Source organism: Phenylobacterium sp. CCH9-H3, assembly GCF_001557235.1.
Classification (GTDB): Bacteria; Pseudomonadota; Alphaproteobacteria; order Caulobacterales; family Caulobacteraceae; genus Phenylobacterium.
Map to the genome: position 1 here is coordinate 31,018 of NZ_LSJI01000241.1, position 22,869 is coordinate 53,886.

The 22,869-nt window shown below is 70.9% G+C and carries 17 protein-coding genes; 13 read left to right on the forward strand and 4 right to left on the reverse strand.

The genetic code is table 11. The annotated features are described in order from the left end of the window. The first annotated feature begins 81 nt into the window (after nucleotides 1–81). The 3 genes from AX721_RS21305 to AX721_RS21315 all read left to right on the forward strand — a co-directional run bounded on the left by AX721_RS21305 (nucleotide 82) and on the right by AX721_RS21315 (nucleotide 2,361). Nucleotides 82–924, forward strand: a complete 843-nt coding sequence (locus tag AX721_RS21305; RefSeq protein ID WP_082765356.1) for an enoyl-CoA hydratase-related protein — start codon at nucleotides 82–84, stop codon at nucleotides 922–924. A gap of 284 nt (nucleotides 925–1,208) precedes the next feature. Next, on the forward strand, nucleotides 1,209–1,961 hold the full coding sequence (locus AX721_RS21310) for a Bax inhibitor-1/YccA family protein (protein ID WP_068877997.1): 753 nt from the start codon (nucleotides 1,209–1,211) through the stop codon (nucleotides 1,959–1,961). Nucleotides 1,962–2,037: 76 nt separating this feature from the next. Next, on the forward strand, nucleotides 2,038–2,361 hold the full coding sequence (locus AX721_RS21315) for a hypothetical protein (RefSeq protein ID WP_068877983.1): 324 nt from the start codon (nucleotides 2,038–2,040) through the stop codon (nucleotides 2,359–2,361). Nucleotides 2,362–2,411: 50 nt separating this feature from the next. Here AX721_RS21315 and AX721_RS21320 read toward each other — a convergent pair whose 3' ends face one another. From AX721_RS21320 to AX721_RS21335, 4 genes are all read right to left on the reverse strand, one after another. Then, nucleotides 2,412–3,779, reverse strand: a complete 1,368-nt coding sequence (locus AX721_RS21320) for a hypothetical protein (RefSeq protein WP_068877984.1) — start codon at nucleotides 3,777–3,779, stop codon at nucleotides 2,412–2,414. After that, a complete protein-coding gene (ppsA, locus tag AX721_RS21325; RefSeq protein ID WP_068877985.1) occupies nucleotides 3,776–6,190 on the reverse strand; it encodes a phosphoenolpyruvate synthase in 2,415 nt (804 codons plus the stop codon). The genes AX721_RS21320 and ppsA overlap by 4 nt, the downstream gene beginning before the upstream one ends. A gap of 86 nt (nucleotides 6,191–6,276) precedes the next feature. Further along, entirely contained in the window at nucleotides 6,277–7,032 is a 756-nt protein-coding gene (locus AX721_RS21330) for a 1-acyl-sn-glycerol-3-phosphate acyltransferase (RefSeq protein ID WP_068877986.1), read from the reverse strand. Between the two features lie 289 nt (nucleotides 7,033–7,321). Beyond that, a complete protein-coding gene (locus tag AX721_RS21335) occupies nucleotides 7,322–8,506 on the reverse strand; it encodes a Fic family protein (RefSeq protein WP_068877987.1) in 1,185 nt (394 codons plus the stop codon). Between the two features lie 322 nt (nucleotides 8,507–8,828). Between AX721_RS21335 and AX721_RS21340 the strand changes: the two genes are divergently transcribed. From AX721_RS21340 to AX721_RS21385, 10 genes are all read left to right on the forward strand, one after another. After that, the gene (locus AX721_RS21340; protein WP_068877988.1) at nucleotides 8,829–10,418 is read left to right on the forward strand and encodes an AarF/ABC1/UbiB kinase family protein; all 1,590 of its coding nucleotides are present in this window, start codon (nucleotides 8,829–8,831) and stop codon (nucleotides 10,416–10,418) included. Between the two features lie 338 nt (nucleotides 10,419–10,756). Then, nucleotides 10,757–11,314 (forward strand): RNA polymerase sigma factor, encoded by a 558-nt coding sequence (locus AX721_RS21345; protein ID WP_068877989.1) that lies wholly within the window; start codon nucleotides 10,757–10,759, stop codon nucleotides 11,312–11,314. Nucleotides 11,315–11,596: 282 nt separating this feature from the next. After that, nucleotides 11,597–11,797, forward strand: a complete 201-nt coding sequence (locus AX721_RS27015) for a DUF2933 domain-containing protein (RefSeq protein WP_082765358.1) — start codon at nucleotides 11,597–11,599, stop codon at nucleotides 11,795–11,797. 310 nt (nucleotides 11,798–12,107) lie between these two features. Further along, on the forward strand, nucleotides 12,108–13,349 hold the full coding sequence (locus tag AX721_RS21355) for an MFS transporter (RefSeq protein WP_068877991.1): 1,242 nt from the start codon (nucleotides 12,108–12,110) through the stop codon (nucleotides 13,347–13,349). A gap of 36 nt (nucleotides 13,350–13,385) precedes the next feature. Next, entirely contained in the window at nucleotides 13,386–14,672 is a 1,287-nt protein-coding gene (locus AX721_RS21360) for a cyclopropane-fatty-acyl-phospholipid synthase family protein (protein ID WP_231754749.1), read from the forward strand. A 58-nt stretch (nucleotides 14,673–14,730) separates the two neighbouring features. Continuing rightward, nucleotides 14,731–15,786 (forward strand): type II glyceraldehyde-3-phosphate dehydrogenase, encoded by a 1,056-nt coding sequence (locus AX721_RS21365; RefSeq protein WP_068877992.1) that lies wholly within the window; start codon nucleotides 14,731–14,733, stop codon nucleotides 15,784–15,786. 21 nt (nucleotides 15,787–15,807) lie between these two features. Beyond that, on the forward strand, nucleotides 15,808–17,448 hold the full coding sequence (locus AX721_RS21370; protein WP_068877993.1) for an NAD(P)-binding protein: 1,641 nt from the start codon (nucleotides 15,808–15,810) through the stop codon (nucleotides 17,446–17,448). Nucleotides 17,449–17,454: 6 nt separating this feature from the next. Beyond that, nucleotides 17,455–21,129, forward strand: coding sequence for a pyruvate:ferredoxin (flavodoxin) oxidoreductase (gene nifJ / locus AX721_RS21375; RefSeq protein ID WP_082765354.1), 3,675 nt, complete (start codon nucleotides 17,455–17,457; stop codon nucleotides 21,127–21,129). Next, nucleotides 21,098–22,102 carry a dihydroorotate dehydrogenase-like protein gene (locus tag AX721_RS21380; RefSeq protein WP_068877994.1) on the forward strand — a complete coding sequence of 335 codons (1,005 nt, stop codon included), beginning with the start codon at nucleotides 21,098–21,100 and terminating at the stop codon, nucleotides 22,100–22,102. The genes nifJ and AX721_RS21380 overlap by 32 nt, the downstream gene beginning before the upstream one ends. Nucleotides 22,103–22,247: 145 nt before the next feature. Then, nucleotides 22,248–22,619 (forward strand): hypothetical protein, encoded by a 372-nt coding sequence (locus AX721_RS21385; RefSeq protein ID WP_068877995.1) that lies wholly within the window; start codon nucleotides 22,248–22,250, stop codon nucleotides 22,617–22,619. Nucleotides 22,620–22,869: the final 250 nt, after the last annotated feature.

The window sequence follows — 22,869 nt, forward strand, 5'->3', positions numbered from 1 at the left end:
GAAGGCGCCGACGGGCGCCGCGCCCCGGATCGCAAACGGCCGTGGCGCCTCGTCGCAGGCGCAGAACACGAGCAGGGACAGATGATCAACCCACTGAGCGATCCCCTCGTCGAGAACGTCATTGTCGATCCCGTGGGCGAGGTGGTCCGCCTGGACGCCACGCCGGAGGGGGTGGCGATCGTCACCATCGACCGGCCCGAGCGGCGCAACGCGCTCAACCGCCTTGCCGTGGAAGGACTCACCCAGGCCTTCGAGACCCTGCAGGGAGCTTCCGGCGTGCGCGTGGTGTTCCTGCGCGGCGCCGGCGGCCACTTCTGCGCGGGCGCGGACCTGGCCGAGATGAAGATAGCGCTCGCGAACTGGACCGAAGTCGACCGGCGCGGCGACGCCGAGGCCTTCGCGGCCCTGCTGAGGACGATCGAGGAGACTCCTGCCGTCACCGTCGCCCTCTGCCAGGGCGCCGCGCGTGGCCTGGGCGTCGGGCTGGCGGTCGCCTGCGACCTCGCCGTCGCCACGGCCGACGCCACCTTCGGCTTCCCGGAGGCGAAGCTCGGACTGCTGCCCGCGGTCTCCGCGCCCTATGTGGCCCGCGCCGTCGGCTGGCGCGAGGCGCGCCGGCTGCTCCTCACGGGCGAGATCGTCGAAGCTGCCCGGGCCGAGCGTATCGGGCTGGTGGGCGAGGTGGCGGCGGACACCGCCGAGCTCGACAAGGCGATGGACCGGGTGGTCGACCGGGTGATGACCAGCGCGCCAGGCGCGGTGGCGGAGATCAAGCGCCTGGTGCTGGAAATGCGCGACCGTCCGCTGGACGCCACGACCCTCGAGGCGGCAGCGCGGCGCAGCGCCGATGTGCGCGGGAGCGCGGAGGCGCGCGAGGGGGTCGCCGCGTACCTGGAGCGGCGCCGCCCGCCTTGGCTAGACTGAGTCCAGCGAGCCTGTCGGACGCAAGGCCCGGTGCGCGGCCAAACCCGAGCCGGGGCCCGCCTTGGATTGAGGAGGACACAGTGGTCGCCGTGTTCGCGTCACGAGGCGGACGCGGCGTGCGAACGGTCGCGCGCACCGGCCTCGGCCTCGGCCAGGTCAGGTTGATCGGTGATGGGCTACCATCCGGTCCTTCGCCAGGGCTGTAAGCCGGAAGCCCGGTCCTGCGTCAGACTCCAGGGCGAGCCATCCGGCGCGCCGGACCACCGATGATCCAGGAGGCTTCCATGGCCGATCTCAACCCGGGCCGGCTGCGGGCCGCGCCCGTCGCCCAGGCCGACATGGCGCTCGACGCCGGCCTGCGCCGCTTCATGCTGGGCGTCTACAACAAGGTGGCGCTGGGCCTCGTCCTCTCCGCCGCCCTCGCCTACCTCACCAGCATGGTCCCGCCGGTGCGGGACCTGATGTTCCGGCTCTCCCCCGACGGCCGTTTCGCCGGCTACACCGCGCTGGGCATGATCGTCGCCTTCGCGCCCCTCGTCGTGCTGCTGGGCTCCATGTTCGCCATGCGCCAGCCTTCGGCGCGTGGCGCGGCGGCGCTCTACTGGACGGTATGCGCGCTGATCGGGGCCTCGCTGGGCGTCCTCGGGCTCGTCTACACCGGCGCCTCCCTGGCCTCGACCTTCCTGATCACCGCGGCGGCGTTCGGGGCGCTCAGCCTGTTCGGCTACACGACCAAGAAAGACCTCACCGGCCTCGGCAGCTTCCTGCTCGTGGGCCTGATCGGCCTGGTGATCGCCTCGCTCGTGCGGATGTTCTGGAATCCGCCGGGGTTCTCGTTCGTGATCAGCGCCGCAGGGGTGCTGATCTTCGCCGGGCTGATCGCCTACGACACCCAGCGCCTGAAGCTCACCTACCATGAGCTCGGCGGGGCGGAGGCCGCGCTGGGCGCCGCCACCAGCTATGGCGCGCTCAGCCTCTACCTCAACTTCATCAACCTGTTCCAATTCCTGCTGGCCCTCTTCGGCCAGCGGCGTTGAACATCGGCGTAAGGCCGGCGCTCGCGCTGCGTCAGTCCCCCCGAGCGCCGAACCGGCGCAGCACAGGAGAAGCGATATGAGATTGATCGTGGCCGCGACCGCCCTGGGCCTGCTGGCCAGCGGGCCAGCCCTGGCCCAGGACCACGGCGCGCATCACCCCGGGGTGACCGAAGCCCGCCAGGCCGCCGCCGACGCCCAGCTACACGAGCAGTGCAAGGCCCTCATGGGGCGCAAGATGGACCCCAAGCAGCCGCATGACCACGGCCGCGACAAGTCCGGAGCCGCCGCCTGGCCCCAGGGCAAGCCGCTGAGCGAGGCCGAGATGAAGGCCATGCACGAGAAGTGCCAGGCCATGATGGCCAAGGACGCCGCCGCGGCGCCCCCCGCGCCGAAACCCTGATCTGCGCGTGGGACAGGCGTCCCGCCGGCCAGCCGCCGGCGGGACGCCTGTCACGGCGCGGGCTCGGCCTCGACGGCGAGCACTGGCGCAAAGCCCCCGCCCGACGTGCGCATATTGGTCGTCTGACCGCGGTAGAGCCGGGCGGCCGGCAGCAGGACCTCGCCGGCGTAGGCGTAGAGGCGGACATCCACCTTCAGCTCGACAGGCTCGCCATCGTGGCGAAGGCGCCGCGCCCCTGGGGCGGCGTAGGCCTGGGCCACGTAGGGGACGCGGCAGATCTCGTCCCACACGCGGCGCGTGAGCTTGTCGCCGCGGTAGGCTGCCTTGCTCGCATGGCCCGCGGCCGGCTTGAAGAACCAGCGCCGCCGTTCGCGCCATAGGCGCTCGGCGTTTTCCGGTGTGACGACCACCGTCTCGAGGACGGTTCCGGCCAGGATCGCTAGGGCCTCGGCGTCGAGCCCCCAGGCGCGCAGGCGGTCCAGGTCGCACAGCAGGGTCAGGTTGCGCTTGTCGGCGAAGAGCGCGTGATTGTGCGGGTTGGGGGTGACCACGACACGGTCGAGCTCATAGGCGCGGCGCAGGGCGACGTACTCCGTCGCCTCGAGCGCGAAGTCCGTCAGCCGGTTGTAGACGAGATCCACGGGGCGGCCGCCGAGGCTGGCCCGCGTCCCGTCGAAGACGAGGTCGCGGGGGTCGCCGATCACCGTTTCCAGCCCGGCCGAGTCCAGGAGCGCCTTCGCGAGCTGGAACTCCGGATAGAGCGGCTGCGCCTCGGGAGCGTCGTCAAGGATCGCGACGCGGCCCAAGCTCCCGCGCCGCGCCTGCCTGCGCCACTCGGCCTTGAACATGTCGGCGACCCGCCGGCGGAACGCCGCCTCGTCGGGCGCCTGGGCGTTCGGCCCGCGGCCCCCGCAGCAGGCGAGCTGCGCCCGCGCCAGCACCGCATTCAGGAAGGCGCCGCCGGCGTTGGTGTTGATCTCGATGAGCTTCGGCCCGTCGGGCGTGATGTGGAAGTCGTAGCCCATCATCGCCCCGGCCGGGCCGAAGTCGCGGTGCGACAGCGGCGGCGCCCAGGCAAGCGCAGCCTCCCGGTAGCCGGCAAGCCGCGCCACAGCCTCCACGGCCCGGACCACGTCGGCCATGCGCGCGAGGGCCGGCGCCGGGACGAACACCGGCGAGTTGGCGAACAACCAGGGCGACCGCTCGGCCAGGATGTCGGCGAAGCCTTCGGCGCCCACCTCGCGGTCAAGGGCGGCCGCCAGCGCCGGCCGGTCGAGGGTGACGCAGAAGCAGCCGCCGTTGAGCGCCTCGGCGCGAAGCTCCGCGGCGACAGGCGGTCCGCTCGCAGGCGGGTTGGACGGGCTGGTGGGGCGCGCCGAGGCGCCGTCACATCCGACGCAAGGCTCTCCTCGGCTCACGCGCTGCGCCGCCGGCCGGCTTCGGACCCCGCCTCGGCGGCGGCCACCACCTGCTTGACGGCGACGAAGCTGTCGGGGCTGACGGAGATGGAGTCGATCCCGCGCTCCACGAGGAAGCGGGCGAACTCCGGATGGTTGCTGGGCGCCTCGCCGCAAATCCCCACCTTGGCGTCCGCCTCATGAGCCGCGACGAGGACTTGGCCGATCATCCACTTCACGGCCGGATCCTGCTCGTCGAAGAGCTCGGCGAGCTCGCCGGAGTCCCGGTCCACCCCCAGCGTGAGCTGAGTCAGATCGTTGCTGCCGATGGAGAAGCCGTCGAAACGGCGCGCGAAGTCGGCGGCGAGCACGACGTTGGACGGGATCTCGCACATCACATAGACCTCCAGGCCGTCACGTCCCCGCTCGAGCCCCTCCTCGGCCATCACCTGCAGCACCCGGTCGGCTTCGGCGACGGAACGGCAGAACGGGATCATCACCACCACATTGCGGAAGCCCATGGTCTCGCGCATCCGGCGGATGGCCCGGCATTCCAGGGCGAAGCCCTCACGGTAGCGGGGCGAATAGTAGCGCGAGGCGCCGCGGAAGCCCAGCATCGGGTTCTCCTCCTTCGGCTCGAACTCCGCCCCGCCCAACAGGTTGGCGTACTCGTTGGTCTTGAAGTCGCTCATCCGGATGATCACGGGCTTCGGATGGAAGACCGCTGCAATGCGGGAAAGGCCCCTGGCGAGGCGGTCCACGAAATATTCGGTGCGGTCCGCATAGCCGGAGGTCAACTCGCCGATCGCCTGGCGCGTCGCCCCGTCCTTCAGGGTGTCGAAGCGCACGAGCGCCATCGGATGCACGCGGATGTGGTTGCTGATCACGAACTCCATACGCGCAAGCCCCACCCCGTCGGCGGGCAGGCGCCACCACCGGAAGGCCGTCGCGGGATTGGCGAGGTTGAGCATGATCTGGGTTCGGGTCGTCGGCAGCCCTTCGGCGTCGAGCGCCTGGACCTCGACCTCCGCATGCCCCTCGTAGACCAAGCCCTGGTCGCCTTCCGCGCAGGAGACCGTCACCTCCTGCTGGTCGTGCAGCACCTGGGTGGCGTCGCCGGCGCCGACGATGGCGGGCAGCCCCAGCTCACGGCTGACGATGGCGGCGTGCGACGTGCGCCCCCCATGGTCGGTGACGATCGCCGCCGCCCGCTTCATGATCGGCACCCAGTCCGGATCCGTGGAGGTGGTGACCAGGATCGCGCCATCCACGAAGCGGCCGATGTCGTCGGGACTGTCGATCAGGCACACCCGTCCGGAGACCACGGCGTCGCCGATCGCCAGGCCGGTCGCGAGCCGGGGCCCCTTGGACAGGATCCGGTAGCTGTTGAGCGCCGCGCCGGTGCGCCGCGACTGCACCGTCTCCGGGCGGGCCTGGACGATGAACAACTCGCCGCTCTCCCCGTCCTTGGCCCATTCCATGTCCATCGGGCCGCCATAATGGTCCTCGATCAGCACCGCCCACCGCGCCAGGTCCAGGATCTCGCCATCGCCCAGCACATAGCTGGACTGCTCCTTGCGGGAGGTGGGCGTGGTGCGGGTGGGCGCCTCCCCCGGCCCGGCATAGATCATCTTCTGCGCTTTGGCGCCGAGGCGCTTCTCGAGGATCGGCTCCACGTCGGGCTCCGCGAGCAGCGGCTTGAAGACCTGGTACTCGTCGGGGTCCACCGCCCCCTGCACCACGGTCTCGCCCAGGCCCCAGGCGGCGTTGATTAGCACCACCTTGTCGAAGCCGGTCTCGGTGTCGATGGAGAACATCACCCCGGCGCTGGCGCGGTCGGAGCGCACCATCTGCTGGACGCCCACGGAGAGCGCCACCTTCATATGGTCGAACCCCTTGGCGATGCGGTAGCTGATCGCCCGGTCGGTGAAGAGCGAGGCGTAGCAGCGCCGGCAGGCGTCCAGCAGGGCGTCCTCGCCACGGATGTTCAGGAAGCTCTCCTGCTGCCCTGCGAAACTGGCGTCGGGAAGGTCCTCGGCGGTGGCGCTGGAGCGCACCGCCACGTCGGCGTCCAGGCGCCCTATGCGCGCACACAGCTGCCCGTAGGCGCGGATGATGGCGTCCTCCGTATCCTCCGGCCACTGGCCGCTGAGAATGGCCTCGCGGATACGCGCGCCGACCTGCGGCAGCGACGCGCGGCGGTCCGCAAGCTCCGCCAGCGCCTGGGAGATCACCTCGCGAAGGCGGTTGCGGTCGAGGAAGCGCCAGTAGGCGTCGGCGGTGGTGGCGAAGCCCGGCGGCACGCGCACCCCGCGCGCGCCAAGCTTGGCGACCATCTCGCCGAGCGAGGCATTCTTGCCGCCCACCCGGGCGACGTCGCCGCGTCCCAAGGACTCGAACGGCACGACAAGTTCCACTGGCTTCTGGGGCATCGCTTCCTCGCCTGGCGGTGGCCGACCCTGGTGTCGACGGGGACGGTCCGGCCGCTTGCGCAAGAGACGCGCGTCGCGGCGGCCGCTTACGACAGACGCGCCAGGGAGCCTCTGGATTCCGGCCGCCTGCTGCCGGGCGCCCGGACCAGCGCGGCCTTCTCGGCGTCGATGATGGCCTCGGCCTGGCGCGCGAACTCGGCGGCCGGCAGGCCGGGAGCGATCGGCGGCAGAATGGAGACTGTGATCACGCCGGGCGCCTTTTCCCGCCGCCGCCAGAACCGCCCGGCGTCCAGGGCGATCGGCAGGACCGGGACGCCGAGCGTCCGGTAGAGGAGCTCGACGCCGCGCTTGAACCTGACGGGCTCGTCCACCGGCCTGCGGGTCCCCTCGGGGAAGATCAGGATGGAGCGGCCGTCCGCCAGGGCGGCCCGGCTCATGGCGGTCATCTCGCGCAGGGCCTTGCCGCCCTCCTCCCGGTCGATGACGATCATCGGCGAGCGGTTCAGGTACCAGCCCATAACCGGGATCCGCAGCAGTTCGCGCTTGGCGACGATGGCCACGTCGGGAAAGAGCGCCAGCACCGCGATCGTCTCCCAGGTGGACTGGTGGTTGGCGACGATCAGGCACGGCTCGTCCGGAGTGTTGGTCGCGCCCCGCACCCTGTGCCGCACCCCCGCGATCACGCCGAGGATGGCGAGGACCCCGCGCGCCCAGACGCGGGAGAGCCCCCGCACCGTTCTGGGCGGGGAGCCTACGAGCCAGAGCAGGGGAATCGCCAGGCCGAAGAGCGCCGTCCACGCCGCCCACAGGCTATCGAAGGCCAGCGACCGCAGGGCTCGCATTTCACTCCTCCGTGCGGGTACGGATCCGCACCCATGGGATAGGACGAGGCTCGCGGGTCCTGCATTACGCAGCGAGCCGCGAGGGCTGCAGTCCATGAAGGTCGGACCCTGCGGCGGGCCCAATTGCGGGTCCAGGCGAGTCGAAAGGGGCCGCCGGCCGCCGACTTCGCGGCGCAGGACGCTTGGAAATGCCCCGCTTCGGAACGCGCCCGCATCGGGCCTTCCTAGGTGTCTGGTCCCGGATTGTGGATCGACTTCCCCGATTGCCAAACATGCCGGCGCCAGGCGCCTAGGCCGATGTGGCGAGCGGCGCCGTCCCTTCGTTGAGGATGTCGAGGTAGGCGCGGTAGGCATAGACACGCCCGCGCCGCCGGCCGGTCACTTCCTGCACGATCCCGAGCCGCGCGAGGTCGGCGAGCGCCGCGTTGACGGTGGGGGCGGTGAGGCCCGTACGCTGCACCAGAGCCGTGGAGGTGGCGTACGGATTTCCCTGAAGCAGGTCATGGATCCGTAGCGCGGATCCTGCGCGGTCGCTCTCGGCGGTGATCCTGTCACGGTCTCGCTTGAAGATTTCGACAATCCGTGTCGCAGCATCGAAGGCCTGGTTGGCGATCTCCGCGACGCCATCCAGGAAAAACTCCAGCCACGCTTCCCAGGCGCCCCGTTCGCGCACCTCCTGCAGGAGACGGTAGTAGTCGGCGCGATGCGTCTTCAGATAGAGGCTGAGGTAGAGTAGCGGCTTGCGCAGGACGTCCTCCACGCAGAGGTAGAGGGTCACGAGCAGGCGGCCGATGCGGCCGTTCCCATCCAGGAACGGATGGATGCTCTCGAACTGGACGTGGAGTAAGCCGGCCTTGATCAAGGGTGGCAGCCGCGATTCCTCCTCGTGCAGAAAGCGTTCGAAGGCGTCGAGGCAAGCGTCTAGTTCATCCATGGGCGGCGGCACGTACACGGCGTTGCCAGGCCGTGTCCCGCCGATCCAGTTCTGAGACCGACGGAACTCGCCTGGGTTCTTCGTGCCGCCGCGGCCGCTCTGCAGCAGGCGTTCGTGCATTTCCCGGATCAAGCGGAGCGACAGCGGAAGGGCGGCGAGCCTCTCAAGGCCATACATCATCGCGTCGACGTAGTTCGACACCTCGCGGATGTCGTCGAGCGGTTGCCCCGCCTGGGCCTCCGTTTCGAAACGCAGGAGATCGGACAGGGTCGATTGGGTGCCCTCGATTTGTGAGGAGAGCACAGCCTCCTTTCGAACATACATGTACAGAAACAGCTCTTGGCGCGGGAGGAGCACAGTGATGCCATCCAGGCGTCCCAAGGCGCGTTCGGCGGCGCTCAGCTTGGGCAGCAAGGGCAGGATATCGATGGAAGGCTCTGGCGGGAGCGGCGGCGGGACAAAGGCCCGGACCTGTTCACCGGCTGCGACGGTTTCCACGAACCGGCCAAGGCGCGGATTGGCAGTCTGTGCGGTGCTCATGCGGAACTCTCGCTCTATTTTAGCGATGTCGATTTCGCTTTAATAAGTCGGCAGCGTCTTAAAGCGAGCTTTATTAGCCCCGTGAGCGGCGAACCGAGGCCATCGCTTCGAGCGGCGCTATTAAAATGCGACCCGCTCCACTTCAACGAGTAGCGCGCTAAGGAAAGCGGTCTTTATCAACCAACAGGACACCGGCTGTGGCCCGCATCCAACCCGGTCGTTCGGCGGCCGGACAGATGAGCCGCGGCCTTCGCGTGGCCGGCGTCCGTAATCGATCCCCGTCGCCCGCGTCACGGCAGGGAACGCGATTGAAGAGGCGCATGTGATCATCCTCCGTGCCTTTCGGATCGGCGGGGCCGCGGCATGCCTGTTGTGGGCGGCCGCGGCCGAGCGCCTCCGTCCGGGCGCGGGGCCTGGGTTTCCGGTGCGGCTGCGGCGGACCCTGGAGCGGCTGGGCCCGACCTTCGTCAAGCTCGGCCAGGCGCTGAGCCAGCGGCGGGACCTGCTGCCGGACCGGTGGACTTCGGAGCTGTCCAGGCTGCAGGCGGACGCCCGCCCGTTTGCGGCGGAGACGGCGGCTGCGGCCGTGCAGGCGGCCCTCGGAGCGCCAGCCCACGACCTCTTCGAAAGCTTCGACCCGTCCCCCCTGGCCGCGGCCTCGGTGGCGCAGGTGCACAGGGCCCGGCTGCACGACGGCCGCGAGGTGGTCGTCAAGATCCTGCGCCCTGGGGTTCGGACCCAAATCGACCGGGACATGCGCATCCTGCTCGGGGTGGCGGCGTTCGCCGGCGCGACTGTTCCGGCGTTGCGCCGCCGCCGGACCACCGCCCTGGTGCGGGAACTGTGGCGGAACCTTCGCCGCGAAACCGACCTGCGGGAGGAGGCGCGCAACATCCGCCGCTTCGCGCGGGCGTTCGAGGGTTCGCCCACGGTGTTCATCCCGGACGTGGTCGAAGACCTGAGCGCGGAGGGGGTGCTCGTCCAGGTGATGAGCCACGGCCGCGACATCTCGGACCCGTCCCTGGCGGCCCAGGCGGGCGCGCTCTCCCGGGCCTTCGTCGACTTCTACCTGCAACAGTTCTTCGTGCTGGGCGTCTTCCACGCCGACCCGCACCCTGGGAACATCTTCGTCATGGCCGACGGGCGGCTCTGCTTCCACGACTTCGGCGCGGTCGGCGTGCTCGATGCTCGCTCACGCCGGGCGCTCCTGGCCTTCCTGCAGGCCTTCGCGGCGCAGGACCCGGAATGGCTGACGGACGCGGCCGTGGACCTGGGCCTGCTCTCCCTGACCGCCGACCGCCAGGACATCGCGCGCGGCGTGGAAGCGGTTCTGGCCGACCTCACCGGGGCGCCGCTCAAGGACTGGTCGATCGCCAGCGTCATGATGAGCATTGCACGCTTGGGCGGCGGCGACACCCTGGCGCTGCCGCCGCACCTGGCCGCCCTGGTGCGCACGGTGTTCACCGCCGAGGGCGCGCTGCGCACCCTCGACCCCGACCTGGACGTGACGCGCACCCTCAGCGAGAGCGGTGAGGCCCTGATGGTCAAAGGCGGGCTCGCCGATGGGGCGGGCGACGACCTGCGCCGGCTGAAATGGGAAACGGCCCTAGCCGCCCGGGGTCTCCCCGCCGCCGCCGCGCGGATGCTGCACGGCGCCGGCAAGGGCGGCGGTTTTCCACTCGCCTTTCCGGATCTGCGGGCGGCCGCCAGCCGGCTCGGCCGCGCCGCCGACCGCATCGCCATCGCCCTGGTGACGCTGGGTCTCTACGTCGCCGCCTCGCTGCTCATGCAGCACAGCATCGGCCCCCGCATCTTCGGGGACCTCCCCCTCCTCGCCGGCGTCGGCTATGGCCTCGCCCTCTGGTTCACCTGGCGGCTCGTGCGGAGCATCGATCGCACCGACGGCCTCTGACCCGGACGGCATCGGCCAGGCGGCGCGCGACCGAGCCGTCCTACGGGCGCCGCCACGCCGCCGCGGGGACCTCTCCGAGCGCCGCGGACCGCCCGCCAGAGCGAATGGACCCGCTATACGCACCAGATGTCACAATCCCTCAGAATGCATATAGTTACCACGAAAAGATGACGTATTGATTTTCATCAATCTGAACGGTCAGATTGGAACTTAGCTTCGCATCGCACACTTCGAGGGACAGTCGAATGCTTGACGCCACAAGATCACGAGTCGGAGACGTCGAGGTAACCAGAACCTTACGGCCACTGGAATCTTCGTCGTCGGCCACGATTATTCAAGTGAGCGCCGATCAGCTGGCCCGCCGCCTCGCCGCCGAGCGGCCCCGGCAGATCCGCTTCCTGCGCAGCCGCCTGCCCTCGCTCGAAGACGCCGAGGACGCCTGGCAGGACGCATCCATCAAGTTCCTGCAGAACGCCGAGGCGCTCGTCGCTGCGGAGCGGCCCGAGGCCTGGATGGGGGCTTCCCTGCGCCGCCTGGTGGTCGACCGCTACCGCCGGGCCGCGGTCCGGCGCCGCACGCTCGACGCCCTGGCCGCCCAGCCCGCACCCGGCGAGGGGGACGACGAGGACGGGCCCCCGTCCGTCCCCGACCACTGTCTGAAGGCCGCTCTCCGGGACCTGAAGGCGCCCTACAGGGAGATCCTCGCCCAGGCCTATCTGGAGGAGCGCCCGGTTACGGAGATCGCGGGCCGGCTCGGCCTCACCGCCAACAACGCCGCCGTCCGACTCCACCGCGCCCGCGCCGCCCTTCGGCAGGCGATGGCCGGAAGATGCCAAGCCTGCCCCCTCGCCGACTGCTGGGCCAGAACCCGCGCCCCGAAGCCCGCCCCGGCTTAGCGGCGCGGGCCGTCTGGCGCGTCCTCCGCGCCGAGGCTGCATGCGAGGGTCAGACGGACGCCAGCGACATAGCGGCGCCCGCCGCAGCCCGCCGGAGGATGACCCTGGATGCTCGCGACCGTTCCGGGCTGAAGGGCGAGCGTGGGCAGAGCACCGAGCGCCCGGAAGCTGCGCACGCGTAATGCATCGGCCCCGGATGCGTCCCTCGGGTGACGGCGCTCGCGGCGGACGTCGCTCCAATTGGGGAGCGCGACCCGACCGGCGCCAGGCACGGAGATGGCCATGGAGTGGCTCTCACAGAACTGGATTTGGGTGGTCGCAGGGCTCGCGTTCGTCGCGCTGCACCTGTTCGGGCACGGTGGGCATGGGGGCCACGGCCGCCACCGACCGCGCGGCGGCGAGCCGCGGCGGGCCGAGGTCCGCGTCGACGAGACCGCGCCCCCTCGCGACCCGGGCGCCGCCGATCGGGACCATTCCCACTGACGCGCCGCTGGGGCTCCCGAAGCCGCCGGCGTCCGGAGCCCGGCCTTCCCGCCGGCGAACGAAATGGAGATCTGCCATGAGCTGTTGCGGACCCAAGCCTGCGCAAACCAAGCCAACCTCCGAAGCGACCCCCAAGGCCACTACAGGCGCGTGCTGCAGCGGTCATGACGACCGGACCGCGGCGGACGCCACGCCCGCTCCGGCGGCGTCCCCTGAGGCCCCGCACGGGACCGCCTGTGCGACGCCCCCGCGCTAGGCCCTCCGGCGCGGTCGGACGGGGCGCGTCACCCGCGGACTCTGCGCGCCGTCCATGACCGCGACCCTCGCCGGCCAGGCCGGCGCCGCCTCCCGGCGCCTAAGCCTGGCCGCCCTGCTGCTGGGCGTCTTCACGGTATCAGCCAGTTTCGGCCTGGTGTTGCCGCTCGCGCCACAGCTCGTCCGGTCGGCCGGCGCCGGCGACACGGCGATGCACGCCGGCGCGCTCACCGCCCTCTACATGTTGGCGATCGCCCTCTTCGCCCCCGTCTGGGGGCGGCTTTCCGACCGCAGGGGACGCCGCCTGGTGCTGGGGCTGGGCCTGACGGGCTTCGCGCTGAGCATGGGGGCCTTCGCCCTGGTTCAGTCCCTGCCGGGGCTCTATGTGCAACGCGCGCTCAGCGGTCTCTTCGCCGCGGCGGTCGCGCCCGTGGCCGCGGCCTTCATCGCCGATGTCGCGCCCTCGGACCAGTGGCGCGCGGCCCGCATGGCGTGGCTCAACATGTCCGCCATCGCCGGGTTCGTCCTGGGCCCGGCGCTCAGCATCTGGGCGAGCGCCCTGGGGGCGGGCGGGGCCGCGGAGGCCGCCGGCGTGCGGTTCGCGCCCTTCGGCGCCGCAGCGCTCCTGGCCGGCGTCGCCGCGGCCTGGGTGGCCTTCGCCCTGCCAAGGAGCCTGGCGGCGCGCCTCGGCCGCCCGGGACTCCCCGACGAGGACCGGCTGCTGGCGCGTGTGTTGCTCGGCCTCACCTTCGCCGCCGCGCTGATCGTGGGCGTGTTCGAGGTGAGCGTCTCGCTGCGCAGCGGGCGCCTGGCGCGGATCAGCCCGGCGGAGGTCGCCGCCATGTTCGCCGTCTGCAGCCTGGTGATGTTCCTGGCCCAGGCGGTCCTGTTCTCCCCCCTCGTGCGCGCGGCGCGGACCTGGCGGTTCCTGGTCCCCGGCTTCGCGCTGCTGTCGCTCGCGCTCTTCCTCGGCTCCGCCGCGAGGGACTTCGGCGTAGCGCTGACCGTGGTGACCCTCATCGCCGCGAGCGCCGGCGCGGTCAGTCCCACTCTCGCCTATTGGCTCTCCATGGTGGCCGGGCGCAAGCAGGGCGCCCAGCTCGGCCGGCAGGTGGCCGCCGCCAGCCTCGGACAGGCGGTGGGTTCGGCGGGCGGCGGCCTGCTCCTCAGCCGCCTGGGCGGCGGCGATCCCTTCCTGTGGGCCGCCGCCCTCGCCGCGGCGGGCGCGATCGCCGCGCTGCTGATCGGGCCGCGCCTCGCCGGGCTCGCCGCGCCGGACGCTGCCCGTGCCGGCTGACTGCGGTGTAATGGCCCAGCCGCCACGGCGTCTGGGATGGCAGGTTCAGACTGGCACGAGGCGATCCCCATGCTCCGACAGGCGCTCAATTCCTTTGTCCCGGAAGGCGCGGCCTTCGACCTTCTCGTGAGCCTGCTCCGACGAACCGTCGGCTACGGCTCCCTGGCGCTGATCGACCCTCGGGGCGAACGCCACGTGACCGGCACCGGCGATGCGCCCTTCGTGACCATCCGGCTGACCGATCCGACCGACCCGGCGCGCATCCTCGCCAATCCCAGCCTCAGGGTTGGGGAGGCCTACATGGAGGGCAGCCTGATCCTCGAGGAGGGCACGCTGCGGGACTTCCTGCTGATCGGCATGGCGGCCGCCGGCCGGCTCGCGAAGGAGGCCCAGGGTCTGAAGGGAATCACGGAGCCGCTCCGCCGGCTGAACCGCCATAATCCGATCGCCCGGGCCCGGGCCAACGTCGAACACCACTACGACCTCTCAGAAGCCCTGTACCGCCTCTTCCTCGACCCCGACCTCCAGTACTCCTGCGCCTATTTCCAGACCGGCGACGAGAGCCTCGAGGCGGCGCAGGCCAAGAAGAAGCGCCACATCGCCGCCAAGCTGAGGCTGAGCCCGGGGACCCGGGTGCTGGACATCGGGTCGGGCTGGGGCGGCCTCGCCTTGGAGCTGGCCCGCGCCCATGGCGCGCAGGTGGACGGCCTGACCCTGTCGCAGGAGCAGCTGGCGGTGGCTCAGGCGCGCGCTGCGGCCGAAGGCCTGCAGGACCGCGCGCGGTTCCACCTGCGCGACTACCGCCACGAGACCGGCGAATACGACCGCGTGGTCTCGGTCGGCATGTTCGAGCACGTGGGCGAACCGCACTACACGGAGTTCTTCGACCTCGTCCGCCAGCGCCTGGCGCCGGACGGCGTGGCGCTGATCCACGCCATCGGCCGCCGGGACGCGCCGGCCGACAGCGACCCCTGGATCGACAAGCACATCTTCCCAGGCGGCTACTGCCCCTCCTTGTCGGAGGTGTTCGCCGCGGTCGAGAAGACCGGGCTGTGGGTCACAGACATGGAGATCCTGCGGCTGCACTACGCGGAGACCCTCCAGCGCTGGTCGGAGCGGTTCCAGGCCGGCCGGGCGCAGGCCGCCCGTCTTTACGACGAGCGCTTCTGCCGCATGTGGGAGTACTATCTGGCGGTCTGCGAAGCCGGGTTCCGGGTGGGCGGGCTGATGGTCTTCCAGATCCAGCTCGCCCGCGACGTAGGGGCCGTCCCGCTCACCCGCGACTACATGTTCGAGGCCGAGCGGGGCTTCGCCCCTTCGTGAGACCTTCGAGGCGGCGCGCCGCGCGCGTCGCCGACCACCAAGAACCAGGAGTTGTCGCATGAACGAGGCCGCAAGAGTCCGGGTCGCCGTCAACGGCTACGGCGTGATCGGCAAGCGGGTGGCCGACGCGGTCGCCGCCCAGCCCGACATGGTCCTGGCGGGCGTCGCGGATGTCGCGCCCGACTGGCGGCTGCGCGTCGCGGCGGGGCGCGGCTTTGCCCTCTACGGCGCCACCGCCCAGCATGCGGACGCCTTCGAGGCGGCGGGCCTAGGCGTCGCCGGCGAGCTCACCCGCCTGGTCGCCGCGGCCGACGTGGTGGTCGACTGCACGCCGAAGCGCGTGGGGGCCGCCAACGCCGAGCTCTATCGCAGGGCGGAAAAGCCCTTCATCATGCAGGGTGGCGAACGCCACGAGGTGACCGGCCACTCCTTCGTGGCCGAGGCGAGCTACGCGGGCGCCGTGGGCCGCGAATCGACGCGGGTCGTCTCCTGCAACACCACCTCGATCGTCCGCACCCTGTCGGCGCTCAAGCGGGCCGGGCTGCTGCGGCGCGCCCGCGGCACGCTCCTGCGCCGGGCGACCGACCCCTGGGAGAGCGACCGCGGGGGCATCATGAACACCCTGGTGCCGGAGCCGGAAATCCCCAGCCACCAGGGCCCAGACGCCCGCAGCGTGGACCCGGACCTCGATGTGGTGACCATGGCCGTGAAGGTCCCCGAGACCATCGCCCACCTCCACTACTGGTCGGTGCAGATGACCCGACCGGCGGATAAGGCCGAGGTGCTGGCCGCCTTCGCCGCCTCCCCCCGGATCGCGGCCGTCCGCACCGAGGACGGGCTGGGCGCGCTGAACGCGGTCAAGGAGATGGTGAACGATCTCGGCCGATCCCGCGGCGACCTCTACGAGGTCGCGCTCTGGACCGACATGCTGCGGGTCGACGGCGATGAGCTCTTCTACGCCTACATGGTCGACAACCAGGCGATCGTCATCCCGGAGACGGTCGACGCGATACGCGCCCTCTCCGGACGCGTTCCAGACGCCGCGGCGTCGATCGCCGCGACCAACGCCAGCCTGGGGATCGGCGACCTTGCCCGGTTCGCACCGCAAAGCTGAGCCGGGCTGGAGCGTGCGGACATGACCTCCAGCCAGCCTCGGGACTTCACGCCTCTCGTCGACCTGCTCGCGGAGCGGGGAACCGGGCCGGTCCGCGAGCGCCGGCCGACCTACGTCGACCTCCTGCCGCCCTGCAACAGCGCCTGCCCGGCCGGGGAGAACATCCAGGCGTGGCTCGCCCTGGCCCAGGCCGGCCGCTACCGCGAGGCCTGGCTGACCCTGGTTGCGGACAACCCCCTTCCCGCCGTGCACGGCCGGGTCTGCTATCATCCCTGCGAGAGCCACTGCAATCGCGCCCAGCTCGACAGCGCTGTCTCGATCCACGCCGTGGAGCGGTTCCTCGGCGACGTGGCCGCCCGCGAGGGCTGGCGTCTGGCGCTCGAGACGCCGCCCTCGGGCAAGCGGGTCCTCATCGTGGGGGCGGGACCGAGCGGCCTTTCCGCCGCCTACCACCTGGCCCGCCAAGGCCATCAGGTGGAGATCCGCGACGCGGGTTCCGAGCCCGGGGGCATGATGCGCTTCGGCATCCCCGCCTACCGCCTGCCGCGTGAGCCGCTGCACCAGGAGGTGCGGGCGATCGAGGCGATGGGCGTCCGGATCGTCCCGAACCACACGGTGGAAGACGTCCTCGCCGAGCGGGACGCGGGCCGCTTCGACGCGGTGTTCGTGGCGATCGGCGCCCAGATCGGCCGGCGCATCGACCTTCCGGCCAGCGACGCTGCGCGGCTGCTGACCGCGGTCGGCCTGTTGCGCGGCTCCGCCAGCGGTCAGCCGCCGAAGCTCGGCCGGCGCGTGGTGGTGTACGGCGCCGGCAACACCGCCATGGACGCCGCTCGGACCGCACGGCGTCTGGGAGTCGAAGAGGCCCTGGTCGTGTTCGTCTCCGACCGCGCGCACATGGAAGCTCACGCCTTCGAGGCGGCGGAAGCGTCCGAAGAGGGCGTCAAGATCAGGTGGCTGACGCGCATCGCCGCGCTCGAGGCCGCGGGCCTCACCGTCGAGGAGATGGAGCTCGACGCCTCCGGTCGGCCGCAGCCGACCGGACGTTTCGAGACGCTCTCCGCCGATGCGGTGGTGCTCGCGCTGGGCCAGGAGGCCGACAGCGCCTTCCTCGGCAAGATCCCGGGGATCGCGTTCGAGCCGGACGGCGCCGTCACGGTCGACCGCAACTTGATGACCGGCTGCCCGGGGATCTTCGCCGGCGGCGACGTGGCGCCCGGCGAGCGGACCGTCACGGGCGCCGTCGGGCAGGGGAGGAAGGCGGCGCGCCGCATCCACGATTGGCTGAGCGGCCGGGTCGTGGAGCCGGCGCCCAAGCCCCCGCCCGTGTCCTTCAAGATGCTGCATCTGCCGGTCTACAGCGTCGCCGAGCGCGCCCGCCAGTCGGTGGCGTCCCCCGCCGAGCGCGTCGCCGGCTTCACCGAGGTTCAGGCGGGCTTCAGCGAACAGCAGGCGGCCTACGAGGCCAAGCGTTGCCTGTCCTGCGGCGTCTGCTTCGAGTGCGACCAGTGCTACGCCGCCTGCCCGGAGCAGGCGATCGAGAAGCTCGGACCCGGGCTGCGCTACCGCTTCCTGTACGACCGCTGCACCGGCTGCGCCGTCTGCTTCGAGACCTGCCCCTGCCACGCGATCGAAATGGTCCCCGAGCCGGACGGAAGGTGAGACGACATGGGCGACGCGTCGGACACGCCTCGAACCGGCACGCTGGACGGCGGCGCCGCGGTCGCCCACGTCGCCTATCGCGTCAACGAGGTCTGCGCGATCTATCCGATCACCCCCTCGTCGACCATGGCCGAGCTCGCCGACGAGTGGGCGGTCCAGGGGCTGACGAACATCTGGGGCGACATTCCGATCGTCCAGGAGATGCAGAGCGAAGGCGGCGCCGCCGGGACGGTCCATGGCGCGCTGCAGTCGGGAGCGCTGACCACGACCTTCACGGCGTCGCAGGGCCTGCTGCTGATGCTGCCGAACATGTTCAAGATTGCCGGGGAACTGACCGCGACGGTCCTTCATGTCGCGGCTCGCGCCCTGGCGACCCAGGCGCTGTCGATCTTCGGCGACCACTCGGACGTGATGGCGACGCGCACGACGGGGTTTGCTCTACTGTCCTCCGGCAGCGTCCAGGAGGCGCATGATGCGGCGCTGATCGCCCAGGCGGCGACGCTCGAGGCGCGGGTCCCGTTCCTGCACTTCTTCGACGGGTTCCGGACCTCGCACGAGATCAACAAGATCACCCTGCTCTCCGACGCGCAGATCCGGGCGATGATCGATCAGGACCTCGTGCGGGGGCACCGGGCCCGGGCGCTCAGCCCGGAGCACCCGTTCATCCGCGGGACCTCCCACAATCCCGACACCTTCTTCCAGGCGCGGGAGACGGTGAACCCCTACTATGCGCGGACGCCGGGGATCGTTCAGGCCGCCATGGACCGGTTCGCCGCGCTCACCGGCCGCGCCTACCGATTGTTCGAGTATAATGGCTCCGCCGACGCCGATCGGGTCATCGTCCTGATGGGCTCCGGCGCGGAGACCGCCCGTGCGACCGCCGCCTCCCTGCGAACCGCCGGAGAGCGTGTCGGCGTCCTGCAGGTGCGCCTCTACCGGCCGTTCGCGATCGAGCGGTTCCTGGAGGCCCTGCCCGAGTCCTGCCGGTCCGTGGCGGTGCTCGAACAGACCAAGGAGCCCGGGGCGCCCGGCGAGCCGCTGTATCTCGACGTGGTGGCCGCCTTGGCCCAAGCCGTGGCCCGGGGCGGGCGCGCGACGATGCCCCGGGTGATCGGCGGTCGCTACGGCCTGGGCTCGAAGAACTTCAACCCGGCGCAGGCCAAGGCGGTGTTCGACGAACTGAAGGCGGCGGAACCGAAGACCGGCTTCACCGTGGGCATCGAGGATGACATCTCCCGGACGAGCCTGACGGTCGATCCGGACTTCTCCCTCGAGGGGGACGATGTCGTCCGCGCCCTGTTCTTCGGCCTCGGGGCGGACGGCACGGTGGGCGCCAACAAGAACAGCGTGAAGATCATCGCGAAGGACCCGGCGATGTTCGCCCAGGGCTACTTCGTCTACGACTCGCACAAATCCGGCGCCCAGACGATCTCGCACCTGCGCTTCGGCCGGCAGCCGATCCGCGCGCCGTACCTGCTCGAGTCGGCCAACTTCATCGCCTGCCACCAGGCCGGTTTCCTCGATCGCATCGACGTCCTGCAGCTGGCCTGCGAAGGTGGTGCGTTCCTGCTCAACACCCCCCATGGACCTGACACCGCCTGGGACAGCCTGCCGCGCGAGCTGCAGGCGCAGATCCTGGCGAAGAGGCTGCGGTTCTTCGTGATCGACGCGTCGAAGGTCGCCCGAGACAAGGGCCTTGGCGGGCGGATCAACACCGTGCTGCAGACCTGCTTCTTCGCGATCTCCGGCGTGCTGCCGCGCGAGACGGCGATCCGACGGATCAAGCAGTCCATCCAAGAGACCTACGGCGACCAGGGCGGAACCGTGGTGCGGCAGAACTTCGAGGCTGTCGACCACGCGCTCGCCAACCTCTTCGAGGTGGCGGCGCCCGCCGCCGTCACGAGCAGGTTCGAGCGGCCGCCCATCGTGCCGGCCCGCGCCCCGGCGTTCGTCCACGACGTCACCGCGCGCATGATGCGGGGTCGCGGCGACGACCTCCGCGTCAGCCAGCTGCCCGTCGACGGGACCTTCCCGTCGGGGACCGCAGCCTTCGAGAAGCGCAACATCTCCGATGTCGTGGCCGCCTGGGACCCGGACCTCTGCATCCAGTGCGGCCAATGCGGCTTCGCCTGCCCCCACAGCGTGATCCGCGCCAAGTACTATCATGAGGACGCCCTCGGGGCCGCGCCCGCCGGGTTCAAGTCGGCGCCGGTCAACACCCGCGGCAATCCAGAGGTCCGGTTCTCCCTGGAAGTCTACCTGGAGGACTGCACCGGCTGCGGCGTCTGCGTGGAGGCCTGTCCCGCCCACAGCCCTCGCGAGCCGGGGCGCAAGGCGATCAACCTGACGGACAAGGCGCCGATCCTGGAGGCGGGGCGAACGCAGATCGCCTTCTTCGAATCCCTGCCGGTGAACGACCGCGCCGGCGTCGACTTCGCCAACGTCCGCGGCGTGCAGTTCCTCGAGCCGCTGTTCGAGTTCTCGGGCGCCTGCGGCGGCTGCGGGGAGACGCCCTACCTCAAGCTGCTGTCGCAGCTGTTCGGGGATCGCCTGCAGATCGCCAACGCCACGGGCTGCTCGTCGATCTACGGCGGCAACCTGCCGGTCACCCCCTGGACCAAGGACGCGGCGGGCCGAGGGCCGGCCTGGTCCAATTCGCTGTTCGAGGACAACGCCGAGTTCGGCCTGGGCTTCCGCCTCGCCGCCGACAAGCACCGCCAGGTCGCAGGGGCCCTGCTGCGCCGGTTGGCGCCACGGGTCGGCGAGGACCTCGCGCAGGCCATCCTGGGCGCGTCACAGGAACGCGAGTCCGAGTTGCGCGCCCAGCGCGCGCGCGTCGAGGCGCTGAAGCGGAAGCTCGCCGCGATGGACGACGAGATGGCGCGCGACCTGCTTTCAGTGGTCGACCACCTGGTCCGCCGCAGCGTCTGGATCGTCGGCGGCGACGGCTGGGCCTACGACATCGGCTACGGCGGGCTCGACCACGTGCTGGCCAGCGGCCGCGACGTCAATCTGCTGGTGCTCGACACGGAGGTCTATTCCAACACCGGAGGCCAGGCGTCCAAGGCGACGCCGCTGGGCGCCGTGGCGAAGTTCGCCGCCGCCGGCAAGCGCGTGGCGCGCAAGGACCTCGCCCTGCAGGCCATCGCCTACGGCGACGTCTATGTCGCCCAGGTGGCGATGGGGGCCAATCCGCAGCACACGCTGCTCGCCTTCCGGGAGGCCGAAGCCTATTCGGGCCCCTCGCTCATCATCGCCTACAGCCACTGCATCGCCCACGGGTTCGACTTGCGCTACGGCCTGAGGCAGCAGGACTTGGCCGCGGCCAGCGGGTACTGGCCGCTGTTCCGCTTCAATCCGGCCATGCGCCGTGCCGGCGAGCGGCCGTTCCGGCTGGATTCGCCGCGGCCAACGATCCCGTTCAAGGCCTACGCCTACAACGAACTGCGCTACCGGGCGCTCGCCAGCGCCGATCCGGCGGCGGCCGAGGAGCTGCTCGCCAAGGCGCAGCAGGTCGTCAGCGAGAAGTACCGGCAGTACGAGGAGCTGGCGAGCCGGGGCGGCGAATGCTTCCATCCCGACTGCGGCCATTGCGGCCCCGAGGCCGGGACTCCCCTGGGACACGCCCCCTTGAGCACGGAGCCGACCGATGGACCTCGCGACCCGCTACATGGGCCTTGAGCTGCGCAATCCCCTGATCGCCTCGGCCTCGCCGCTCAACGGCGAGCTCGGGGTCCTGCGGGCGCTCGAGGATCACGGCGCTGCCGCCGTCGTGCTGCCCTCCATCTTCGAGGAACAGCTCCTGGCCGAGCGGCGGGAGTTTGACCGGCTCAGCCAGGCGTCCGCGAGCGGGTTCGTCGAGGCCCAGACCTATTTCCCAGCCTACAGCGGCTATGGCTTTGGCCCGGAGCGCTACCTCGACATCCTGCGCCGCGCCAAGGCAGCCCTCGCCATCCCGGTGATCGCCAGCCTGAACGGCGTGACCGCCGAGGGCTGGGTGGATTATGCGCGCAGCCTGGACCAGGCCGGCGCCGACGCGATCGAGCTCAACATCTATTCAGTTCCCACCGACCTCTCCCTCAGCGGCCGCGATGTCGAGCAGCAGCATCTCGACGTCCTCCAGGCGGTGAAGGCGTCCGTCCGCATACCCGTCGCGGTGAAGATCGGGCCCCACTTCAGCGCGACCGGCGCCATGGCGCAGGCGCTCGCCGCAGCCGGCGCCGATGGCCTGGTGCTGTTCAACCGTCTTTGTCAGCCAGACATCGACGTCGCGACGCTCCGATACGCGCCGGACTTCGAGCTCAGCACGCCCGCCGAGATGCGGTGGCCGCTGTTCTGGCTCGCCATCCTCCATGGTCGGACGCCCGCGTCGCTCGCGGCGAGCACCGGCGTCGACTCGGCCGATGATGTGTTCAAGTACCTGCTCGCCGGCGCCGACGTGGCGATGACGACCTCCGCCCTTCTGCGGCATGGCGTCCGCCACATGCGGACACTGCTCGAGGGGCTGGGCGCGCTGCTCATCGCCCGCGAGGTCGGCTCGCTCCAGGACATTCGCGGCCTGATGAGCCATCGTCGGCTTCAGACCCCGCCGGACGGCGCGCGCACGACCTACATTCGTACGCTGCAAGACTACAGGACGTGGCAGGTCGGATGATGCGGGCACGGCCCTCGGCGCGCCATGAACGGCGCCGCCAGTCTCGCCTGCTGCGCTGGCCGCACGGACCCGGGTCTTTGCGCTTGGTCAAGGCCCATACGACCGCGCGGTCCAGGGTGGCGGCTCTGAACAGGAGACCGCCCCGATGTCGCGCACAGCCCTCATGCTCGCCGCTTTGCTCGGTCTCAGCGGGGGCGCGGCTGCCGCTCAGCCGCCGGCGGCTGACAGGCCCACGCCGATGAGCCCTGGGCATGAACTTGACGCCGCCCAGCTTCACGAGCGTTGCCGTCCCGTCGTCGGCTCGAAAATGGAGCCAAGGGAACGCCGGCATCACACCGCCAACGGAAGCACGGCCGCAACAACCCGCCTCGTGCCGCCCGCAATGATGGAGCCGCTGCACGAGGCGTGCGCTGCCAAACTCGTCGCCGAGGAGGCGGCCAAGGCCGCGGCTCCCGGGTCGATCCGGCGTTCCGGCGAAGAGGCCGCCAGGTCCAGCCGTCGCGAGGAGCGCCGCTAGACGGGCGCACCGACGAGGAGCCCACGCCGTTCCGACCGGCCATACGGCGCGCTGCGGCGCCGTGAACCTCGCGACGTATTCCACCTCGGCCGCCGAATCCCCGGGCTTGGCCCGCGGCGACGCGCTGCATTCGTGCGAAGCGGCGAGGTTCAGAAACCGGATCCCCATGGAGCGCCTTCGCTGACCACCGAAGGCGGAGCGCTGGGAGCACGGCTCTGGCGGACTCGGCGCTTGTCGGGTCAGCGGCGCC

Excerpts from the sequence above, each read along its gene's own strand:
- ppsA (WP_068877985.1), bottom strand. The coding sequence starts at position 6,190 with ATGCCCCAGAAGCCAGTGGAACTTGTCGTGCCGTTCGAGTCCTTGGGA.
- AX721_RS27015 (WP_082765358.1), top strand. The coding sequence starts at position 11,597 with ATGGAGTGGCTCTCACAGAACTGGATTTGGGTGGTCGCAGGGCTCGCG.
- AX721_RS21380 (WP_068877994.1), top strand. The coding sequence starts at position 21,098 with ATGGACCTCGCGACCCGCTACATGGGCCTTGAGCTGCGCAATCCCCTG.
- AX721_RS21385 (WP_068877995.1), top strand. The coding sequence starts at position 22,248 with ATGTCGCGCACAGCCCTCATGCTCGCCGCTTTGCTCGGTCTCAGCGGG.
- nifJ (WP_082765354.1), top strand. The coding sequence starts at position 17,455 with ATGGGCGACGCGTCGGACACGCCTCGAACCGGCACGCTGGACGGCGGC.
- AX721_RS21310 (WP_068877997.1), top strand. The coding sequence starts at position 1,209 with ATGGCCGATCTCAACCCGGGCCGGCTGCGGGCCGCGCCCGTCGCCCAG.
- AX721_RS21360 (WP_231754749.1), top strand. The coding sequence starts at position 13,386 with ATGGCAGGTTCAGACTGGCACGAGGCGATCCCCATGCTCCGACAGGCG.
- AX721_RS21370 (WP_068877993.1), top strand. The coding sequence starts at position 15,808 with ATGACCTCCAGCCAGCCTCGGGACTTCACGCCTCTCGTCGACCTGCTC.
- AX721_RS21315 (WP_068877983.1), top strand. The coding sequence starts at position 2,038 with ATGAGATTGATCGTGGCCGCGACCGCCCTGGGCCTGCTGGCCAGCGGG.
- AX721_RS21355 (WP_068877991.1), top strand. The coding sequence starts at position 12,108 with ATGACCGCGACCCTCGCCGGCCAGGCCGGCGCCGCCTCCCGGCGCCTA.
- AX721_RS21330 (WP_068877986.1), bottom strand. The coding sequence starts at position 7,032 with ATGCGAGCCCTGCGGTCGCTGGCCTTCGATAGCCTGTGGGCGGCGTGG.
- AX721_RS21335 (WP_068877987.1), bottom strand. The coding sequence starts at position 8,506 with ATGAGCACCGCACAGACTGCCAATCCGCGCCTTGGCCGGTTCGTGGAA.
- AX721_RS21305 (WP_082765356.1), top strand. The coding sequence starts at position 82 with ATGATCAACCCACTGAGCGATCCCCTCGTCGAGAACGTCATTGTCGAT.
- AX721_RS21365 (WP_068877992.1), top strand. The coding sequence starts at position 14,731 with ATGAACGAGGCCGCAAGAGTCCGGGTCGCCGTCAACGGCTACGGCGTG.